The sequence below is a fragment of the Acidovorax sp. 106 genome, from assembly GCF_003663825.1.
Taxonomy (GTDB): Bacteria; Pseudomonadota; Gammaproteobacteria; order Burkholderiales; family Burkholderiaceae_C; genus Acidovorax.
In genome coordinates this window covers 431,398-440,000 of record NZ_RCCC01000001.1, presented here as the reverse complement: position 1 = coordinate 440,000, position 8,603 = coordinate 431,398, and the positions used below count along the sequence as shown (strand labels likewise).

General features: G+C 53.8%; 6 protein-coding genes and 2 rRNA genes (1 of these 8 running past the window's edge). All 8 read left to right on the top strand.

The window, feature by feature from the left end; all coding sequences use genetic code 11:
* Positions 1-2,684, top strand: a 23S ribosomal RNA gene (locus C8C98_RS01940); it begins 195 nt to the left of the window's first position.
* A gap of 152 nt (positions 2,685-2,836) precedes the next feature.
* Positions 2,837-2,949: ribosomal RNA gene (rrf, locus tag C8C98_RS01935) — 5S ribosomal RNA — on the top strand.
* Positions 2,950-3,041: 92 nt separating this feature from the next.
* Positions 3,042-3,791 carry a 16S rRNA pseudouridine(516) synthase gene (locus C8C98_RS01930; protein WP_121452912.1) on the top strand — a complete coding sequence of 250 codons (750 nt, stop codon included), beginning with the start codon at positions 3,042-3,044 and terminating at the stop codon, positions 3,789-3,791.
* 111 nt (positions 3,792-3,902) lie between these two features.
* The gene (locus C8C98_RS01925) at positions 3,903-4,850 is read left to right on the top strand and encodes a YncE family protein (protein WP_121452911.1); all 948 of its coding nucleotides are present in this window, start codon (positions 3,903-3,905) and stop codon (positions 4,848-4,850) included.
* A gap of 58 nt (positions 4,851-4,908) precedes the next feature.
* Positions 4,909-5,655 carry a polysaccharide deacetylase family protein gene (locus C8C98_RS01920; protein WP_233574638.1) on the top strand — a complete coding sequence of 249 codons (747 nt, stop codon included), beginning with the start codon at positions 4,909-4,911 and terminating at the stop codon, positions 5,653-5,655.
* A gap of 45 nt (positions 5,656-5,700) precedes the next feature.
* Entirely contained in the window at positions 5,701-6,714 is a 1,014-nt protein-coding gene (locus tag C8C98_RS01915) for a sterol desaturase family protein (protein WP_121452909.1), read from the top strand.
* 41 nt (positions 6,715-6,755) lie between these two features.
* Positions 6,756-7,655: an EI24 domain-containing protein gene (locus tag C8C98_RS01910; RefSeq protein ID WP_121452908.1), complete on the top strand. Its 900-nt coding sequence runs from the start codon at positions 6,756-6,758 to the stop codon at positions 7,653-7,655.
* 9 nt (positions 7,656-7,664) lie between these two features.
* Positions 7,665-8,486 carry a molybdopterin-binding protein gene (locus C8C98_RS01905; RefSeq protein ID WP_121452907.1) on the top strand — a complete coding sequence of 274 codons (822 nt, stop codon included), beginning with the start codon at positions 7,665-7,667 and terminating at the stop codon, positions 8,484-8,486.
* Positions 8,487-8,603: the final 117 nt, after the last annotated feature.

The window sequence follows — 8,603 nt, the reverse complement described above, 5'->3', positions numbered from 1 at the left end:
TCTCAGTAGCTCGAGGAAAAGACATCAACCGAGATTCCGAAAGTAGTGGCGAGCGAAATCGGAAGAGCCTTCTAGTGATAGCACGACTGTTAGCAAAACGGAATGGAAAGTTCGGCCATAGCAGGTGATAGCCCTGTATGCGAAAACAGACGTGTGGTACTAAGTTAGAGAAAAGTAGGGCGGGACACGAGAAATCCTGTCTGAATATGGGGGGACCATCCTCCAAGGCTAAATACTCGTAATCGACCGATAGTGAACCAGTACCGTGAGGGAAAGGCGAAAAGAACCCCGGGAGGGGAGTGAAATAGATCCTGAAACCGCATGCTTACAAAAAGTAGGAGCCCGCAAGGGTGACTGCGTACCTTTTGTATAATGGGTCAGCGACTTACATTCAGTGGCAAGGTTAACCGAATAGGGAAGCCGTAGAGAAATCGAGTCCGAATAGGGCGAATCAGTCGCTGGGTGTAGACCCGAAACCAAGTGATCTATCCATGGCCAGGATGAAGGTGCCGTAACAGGTACTGGAGGTCCGAACCCACTAGTGTTGCAAAACTAGGGGATGAGCTGTGGATAGGGGTGAAAGGCTAAACAAACTTGGAAATAGCTGGTTCTCTCCGAAAACTATTTAGGTAGTGCCTCAAGTATTACCGTCGGGGGTAGAGCACTGTTTAGGCTAGGGGGTCATGGCGACTTACCAAACCTATGCAAACTCCGAATACCGACGAGTACAGCTTGGGAGACAGAGCACCGGGTGCTAACGTCCGGACTCAAGAGGGAAACAACCCAGACCGCCAGCTAAGGTCCCTAAAATTGGCTAAGTGGGAAACGAAGTGGGAAGGCTAAAACAGTCAGGATGTTGGCTTAGAAGCAGCCATCATTTAAAGAAAGCGTAATAGCTCACTGATCGAGTCGTCCTGCGCGGAAGATGTAACGGGGCTAAGCCAGTTACCGAAGCTGCGGATGTGCAATTTATTGCACGTGGTAGGAGAGCGTTCTGTAGGCCTGTGAAGGTGTCTGGTAACGGATGCTGGAGGTATCAGAAGTGCGAATGCTGACATGAGTAGCGTTAAAGGGGGTGAAAAGCCCCCTCGCCGTAAGCGCAAGGTTTTCTACGCAACGTTCATCGGCGTAGAGTGAGTCGGCCCCTAAGGCGAGGCAGAGATGCGTAGCTGATGGGAAACAGGTCAATATTCCTGTACCGATCAATAGTGCGATGTGGGGACGGAGAAGGTTAGCTCAGCCAACTGTTGGATATGTTGGTTCAAGCCTGTAGTCGTGCCTGGTAGGCAAATCCGCCGGGCTTAGATGAGGGGTGATAACGAGTCTGCTTGCAGACGAAGTGAGTGATACCCTGCTTCCAGGAAAAGCCACTAAGCTTCAGCTATTGACGACCGTACCGCAAACCGACACTGGTGCGCGAGATGAGTATTCTAAGGCGCTTGAGAGAACTCAGGAGAAGGAACTCGGCAAATTGATACCGTAACTTCGGGAGAAGGTATGCCCCAAGTAGGTGAACTCGTACAGAGGGAGCCAAAAGGGGTTGCAAAAAATCGGTGGCTGCGACTGTTTAATAAAAACACAGCACTCTGCAAACACGAAAGTGGACGTATAGGGTGTGACGCCTGCCCGGTGCTGGAAGATTAAATGATGGGGTGCAAGCTCTTGATTGAAGTCCCAGTAAACGGCGGCCGTAACTATAACGGTCCTAAGGTAGCGAAATTCCTTGTCGGGTAAGTTCCGACCTGCACGAATGGCGTAACGATGGCCACACTGTCTCCTCCTGAGACTCAGCGAAGTTGAAATGTTTGTGATGATGCAATCTCCCCGCGGAAAGACGGAAAGACCCCATGAACCTTTACTGTAGCTTTGTATTGGACTTTGAACAGATCTGTGTAGGATAGGTGGGAGGCTTTGAAGTGAGGTCGCTAGATCTCATGGAGCCAACGTTGAAATACCACCCTGGTGTGTTTGAGGTTCTAACCTAGGTCCATTATCTGGATCGGGGACAGTGCATGGTAGGCAGTTTGACTGGGGCGGTCTCCTCCCAAAGCGTAACGGAGGAGTTCGAAGGTACGCTAGTTACGGTCGGACATCGTGACGATAGTGCAATGGCATAAGCGTGCTTAACTGCGAGACTGACAAGTCGAGCAGATGCGAAAGCAGGACATAGTGATCCGGTGGTTCTGTATGGAAGGGCCATCGCTCAACGGATAAAAGGTACTCTGGGGATAACAGGCTGATACCGCCCAAGAGTTCATATCGACGGCGGTGTTTGGCACCTCGATGTCGGCTCATCTCATCCTGGGGCTGTAGCCGGTCCCAAGGGTATGGCTGTTCGCCATTTAAAGAGGTACGTGAGCTGGGTTTAAAACGTCGTGAGACAGTTTGGTCCCTATCTTCCGTGGGCGCTGCAGATTTGAGGAAGCCTGCTCCTAGTACGAGAGGACCGGAGTGGACACACCTCTGGTGTATCGGTTGTCACGCCAGTGGCATTGCCGAGTAGCTAAGTGTGGAAGAGATAACCGCTGAAAGCATCTAAGCGGGAAACTCGTTTCAAGATGAGATCTGCCGGGGCCTTGAGCCCCCTAAAGAGTCGTTCAAGACCAGGACGTTGATAGGTCAGGTGTGGAAGCGCAGTAATGCGTTAAGCTAACTGATACTAATTGCTCGTGAGGCTTGACCCTATAACTTTGATAGCCAGCGCACCCAACTAACGGTTGTGTGCAAAGCTCAAAGATTGTTATGCCAAGTTGACGCAGTCAAAACACATAAAATCTGATTCCAAACTCTATGAATTCGCTAGGCTGTTCCACGAACAGCACAGCACCAAGTTATGCCTGATGACCATAGCAAGTTGGTACCACTCCTTCCCATCCCGAACAGGACAGTGAAACGACTTTGCGCCGATGATAGTGCGGGTTCCCGTGTGAAAGTAGGTCATCGTCAGGCTCTTATAGCCCCAATACCCCCCAGTCCATAAGGATTGGGGGGTTTTGCGTTATGGGTATTGAATTTGCAATAAATGGCAAGTCCGAAGCGCAATGCAGTTACAAGATATTCTTTTTTCTCAGGGATTCGGTACGCGTCGCGTGTGTGCCGGGTTGGTTCAGCAAGGATGGGTGTCGGTTGCCTCTGTTCCTTCCTCTGACAGTTTTGAGTTGATTACCGATTCAACCCGGGATTTCAATCCCAGGGATTTGCGGTTACGTGTACAGGGGGTTGAGTGGCCATGGTGTGAGAAGGCTTACATTCTGTTATACAAGCCCGAGGGTACAGAGTGCTCCCAAAAACCTTCAATGCACCCCAGCGTTTACACGCTCTTGCCTGCCCCGCTAAGGCAGCGACCCAACAAAAATGCGATTCAAGGTGTCCAGGCGGTTGGGCGCCTAGACCAGGACACTACCGGTTTGCTACTGCTCAGTGATGATGGGCAGTTCATCCATCGGATGACCTCGCCTAAAAAGCATGTGCCTAAGGTTTACGAGGTCTCAACAAAGCACCCTCTTGATGAAAATCAGATTGAACGCCTGTTAAGTGGCGTGGTTTTGGATGATGATCCCGTGCCTGTGAGAGCCGCCGCGGCTCAGATGGTAGGTTTGACGCATTTGAAGCTCACTTTGCTCGAAGGCAAGTACCATCAAGTCAAACGAATGCTTGCCGCGGTGGGGAATCGTGTGGAGCGGTTGCACCGGTCGCAGATTGGAGCGCTGATTTTGCCTGAGTCGATGAAGCCCGGCGATTGGATGTGGCTGGATGCAACCCATCTGAAAGAGTTGGGCTTCCACGCGTGATTGGTTTCATGAAGTCTGTGAACATTGCACGTGCTTTGCATGCTCAGAGTGCGTTTATTCAAAAGGTAGCTTGTGGGTTTTTCTGTCTCTTTCCGTTTTGTCCCCGTCTTTTTGGCATCGACACTGCTCTCTGTGTCAGTGTTCGCAGCTCAGTCCCCTCCATTGTTTGTGCTCAACTCGTTGGATGCAAACGTCAGTGTGATCAACCCAGACACCTGGACCGAGACACAGCGGATTGCTACCGGTAAGGAGCCGCATCACCTGTATCTGACGCCCGATGAGCGTTCGCTGATCATTGCGAATGCCCTGAGCGACACCTTGACGTTTATCGATCCTCGTACTGCAGAAGTGCAGCGGACAGTCCGTGACATTGTTGACCCCTACCAGTTGCGTTTTACGCCAGACATGAAGTGGTTGGTTACGGCTGCCAACCGCTTGAATCACGTGGATTTTTATAAATGGGATGGCAAGGATTTGACCTTGGTGAAGCGGGTTGCCACCTCACGCACCCCTAGCCATGTTTGGATTGATAGCAAAAGCACCACGGCTTACGTCACGATGCAGGACAGTGACGAGCTGGTTGCAATGGACATCGCTTCACAGTCCATCAAGTGGCGGATCAAGACCGGACCTATGCCTGCCGATGTATATGGCAGCGCAGATGACAAAAAGCTATTCGTCGGGCTGACTGGCAGTGACAGTGTGGAGGTCTTTGACGTGTCTGCGTTGCAGCCTCAGAGCATCAAGAAGATCAAGACGGGCAGTGGCGCTCATGCTTTTCGCGCGACAGGGGACGGCAAGCACCTGTATGTGAGCAATCGGGTGGCCAATACGATCAGCAAGATTGATATGCAACGCCAGGAGGTGGTTGAGAGCTATTCAGTTCCTGGTGGCCCCGATTGCATGGACGTGTCTGCAGACGGTCGATATATTTATGTGAGTTCCCGCTGGGCGAAGAAGCTGTCGGTCGTAGACACCGTTGAGAAAAAAGTCGTCCGCCAGGTTCCGGTGGGCAAGTCGCCCCATGGCGTCTGGACTTTGCAGCACGCACCGCGTTGACACGCGCAAAGAGTAGTTCAGCATGCGAGCCTTGGTGGTGCCTTTGCTGTCTTGCGGAATGTTGTTTGCTTCTTCAGTCTTTGCAACGTCCGTCGAGCCTTGTCGTCAGCCGCTTTATTTGACATTTGATACGGGCCACATGGGCGTGGCCCCATTGATCGCGGAGGTGTTGGCGAGACACAAGGTGCTGGTCACTTTTTTCGCGGCGAATGAGAAAACCAAGGAAGGCGATGGCAGCCTTGGGGACTATTGGGCTCCTTGGTGGCGTGATCGGGCAAAAGAGGGGCATGCGTTTGCCTCACACACCTTTAACCACGTTTATTGGCAATCGGACGTGAGCGCGTCTGCCTTCAGGGTCAAGCCTTCGGCAGGGCCTCGCCAAGGCGAATCTTTTGTGATGAACACCGCAGCCTATTGCTCTGAACTCACACAAGCTTCACAACGACTTGAAGCTCTCACCGGGCGGGCGACCTTGCCACTGTTCCGGGCGCCTGGTGGAAAGCTCTCCCCGGCATTGGAGCAGGCCGCAAAATCCTGCGGCTACAGCCACGTAGGCTGGGCTAAAGCAGGTTTTTTGGGTGATGAACTGCCCAGCGAAAAGTTTGGTAACGCCAAGTTGCTTGCCCAGGCTCTGCGGGATATACGCAGTGGCGATATTTTGATGGCCCACCTTGGAATCTGGTCACGGCAAGAGCCCTGGGCTCCCGCCGTGTTGGAGCCTTTGATCTTGGGGCTGAAGCAAAAGGGGTTTTGCTTTAAGACATTGAGAGAACACCCCCAGCTTGGTTTTGTTGATCGTCGATGATTCTTTGCGGTCCCTTGCGTTGAAAGAAATTGAGGTCGCTGTTTTATGGAATGGGTTGCCAGTATTTTTGATGCCGCGCAGCAGTGGATTTTTGAAAGCGTCATGCAGCCGCTTTTGTTTGCGATGGGCTTTGGGGGCATCCTTGAGTCAGGTTACGACGCCGCAGGTTGGCTATTGGTTGGCGTGCTTCAAATTGCAGTGATTTGTCTGGTGATTGGGCCCTTGCAGAAATGGCGGCCTGTAGAGCTGGTGGTGGATCGCACTGCGGTGCGTGTGGATGTGCTTTACACCTTGATCCATCGACTAGGGCTGTTCCGCGTCGCGATGTTCTTTCTTTTGGCGCCAGTGATGGACTCGCTGTTTGGCGTGTTGAGACTGGTGGGTTTCAGCCCTTTGCAACTAGATGGCTTGCTGCCAGGTTGGACAGACATTCCTTGGGTCAGCTTGATCATTTACTTGGTGGTATTCGACTTTGTGGACTACTGGATCCACCGAGGTCAACACCATTTTGAATGGTGGTGGAAGCTGCACGCCCTGCATCATTCGCAGCGGCAAATGACCGTGTGGACCGATAACCGCAATCACTTGTTGGATGACGTATTGCGGGATGTCATTTGGGTGGTCGTTGCACAGTGCATTGGCGTTGCGCCTGCCCAGTTCATTGCGATCGTGGCGATTGCCCAGTTGAGCGAGAGCTTTCAGCATGCCAACCTACGGGTGTGGTTTGGAGTGATTGGTGAGCGCCTTTGGGTGAGCCCGCGATTCCACCGCTTGCATCACAGCATCGGTATCGGCCATGAAACTGTGAAGGACGCCCGCCGTGGTGCGGATGGACAGGTTGTATCGGCAAAACATGTCGTGCTGGGTGGCCACAATTTTGGCGTGCTCTTACCCTGGTGGGACATGTTGATGGGGACCGCTAATTTTGAACAGCGCTATGACCCCACTGGAGTCCGCGATCAGATCGAGCCCGACGCCAATGGCAGGGTACGTGACTATGGGCGGGGATTCTGGTCGCAGCAATGGCGTGGTGTGTTGCGTTTGTTGGGACGCGCGTAGGCGTATTCAAGGCTTTTCTGCAGGCGCGTTATGCTCGCGCTATGGGTCTGCTTTTTGATTCCTTTTGGCGTGCTGCCGCATATTGTTTGCGCCCACGCGTCATGCTGCTGTCTGCGGCGCCGCTGGTATTGATGGCGATTTTGGCGTTGGTGTCGCATCACTTTTATTGGGATAGCGCCGTCGCTGCAATGACCCGATTGCTGGATGGCTCCTCCCTCTTGTCCAGTGTTTTGACATGGCTGGAAGCCTGGGGCGTGTCGAGCGTGCTGAACTGGCTGGCGCCGCTGATGCTGGTGCTACTGGTGTCTCCTGTTCTGGTTATGTTGTCACTCCTGGGGGTCGCACTGCTCATGACGCCTGCCTTGGTCAACATGGTGGCTGCCAGGCGATTTCCACAGCTGATGCGTAAGCGAGGGGGGACTTTCCTCTCTGGCCTGCTTTGGTCCATCGCGTCCACGCTGATGGCGCTGGTGGCTTTGGTGGTCTCTATGCCCCTCTGGCTGGTGCCACCTCTTGTGCTGGTGCTGCCGCCATTGATTTGGGGCTGGCTGAGCTACAGGGTCATGGCATTCGATGCCTTGGCAGAGCATGCGACTCAGGAAGAGCGCATGGAGCTGTTTAAACGGCATCGCCCCAGCTTGCTAGGGATCGGCATATTGACGGGATACCTGGGGGCTGCACCGAGCATTGTTTGGGCCTCCGGTGTGGTGTTTGCCGCGGCTTTTGTGGTGCTGCTACCGTTAGCGATCTGGATTTATACCCTGGTCTTTGCGTTTTCCTCCCTCTGGTTTGCCCATTTTTGCCTTCATGCGCTGGAGCGTTTACGAGCGGAGCGTGAACTGCAGGCCCTGCCTGTCGAGGGGAGTCCCTTGGCCCTGGATGTCTTGGCGTCTGATTCCCCCTTGGCGCCTGATGCCAACAACCCTCACAGAGCAACATAGAGCTGCGTCATGACCCCTCACTTTGGTTTGATCATCGTTGGCGATGAAATCCTGTCCGGCAAGCGTGCGGACAAGCACATGCCCAAGGTCATAGAGCTGCTTGCAGCCCGGGGCCTGTCTCTGTCCTACGCTGACTACGTGGGGGACAACCCCGCCCGTCTCACGGCCACGTTGCAGCGAGCCTTTGCTTCAGGTGACATGATCTTCTCCTGCGGTGGGATTGGCGCAACGCCTGACGATCACACCCGGCAATGCGCTGGGGCTGCGTTGGGACGTGAGCTGGCGCTGCACGAAGGTGCCGCGGCGCTGATCCGCGAGCGAATGCAGGATGTGGCGCGGGAGCAAGGCGTTGCGTATGAGCCTGAGCGCGCAGACAATCTGCATCGATTGAACATGGGCGTCTTCCCTCAAGGGGCAGAAATCATTCCTAACCCGTACAACAAAATTCCGGGTTTCAGTTGTCTGGGCGAGGGTGGTGGCAGGGTACATTTCGTACCCGGCTTTCCCGTCATGGCGTGGCCCATGATGGAGTGGGTGTTGGACCGCTACTACCAGGACCACTTTCACTCAGCCCCCCAAGTCGAGCGCTCGGTGATCGTGTTTGGCGCCATGGAATCGTCCTTGACGCCGCTCATGGAGCAGATTGAGCAAAGCCACCATGGGCTGCGTGTTTTCAGCCTGCCCAGTGTGGACCACCCCCAATATGGGCGCCACATTGAGCTCGGGGTGAAGGGGCCCAAAGACCTGGTGCCCGCCGGTTGGAGCAGTTTGCTGCAGGGGTTGCACTCAATTGGTGCAAATTTGGGCCCCGAATTGGTGCGATCTTTATGAGTAGCTTGGTTTTTTGTGACATTTGATTACTTTTGGTGCATTGCTTTGTCCTCGGCACTTCAAATGCGAAGGCTTTGCGCCACGGTAGTGCAGTGGGTGTGGCCAGTTGGCACGCAA

Coding starts and splice junctions, on each gene's coding strand:
- C8C98_RS01930 (WP_121452912.1), top strand. CDS start 3,042: ATGCAGTTACAAGATATTCTTTTTTCTCAGGGATTCGGTACGCGTCGC.
- C8C98_RS01920 (WP_233574638.1), top strand. CDS start 4,909: ATGTTGTTTGCTTCTTCAGTCTTTGCAACGTCCGTCGAGCCTTGTCGT.
- C8C98_RS01915 (WP_121452909.1), top strand. CDS start 5,701: ATGGAATGGGTTGCCAGTATTTTTGATGCCGCGCAGCAGTGGATTTTT.
- C8C98_RS01910 (WP_121452908.1), top strand. CDS start 6,756: ATGGGTCTGCTTTTTGATTCCTTTTGGCGTGCTGCCGCATATTGTTTG.
- C8C98_RS01905 (WP_121452907.1), top strand. CDS start 7,665: ATGACCCCTCACTTTGGTTTGATCATCGTTGGCGATGAAATCCTGTCC.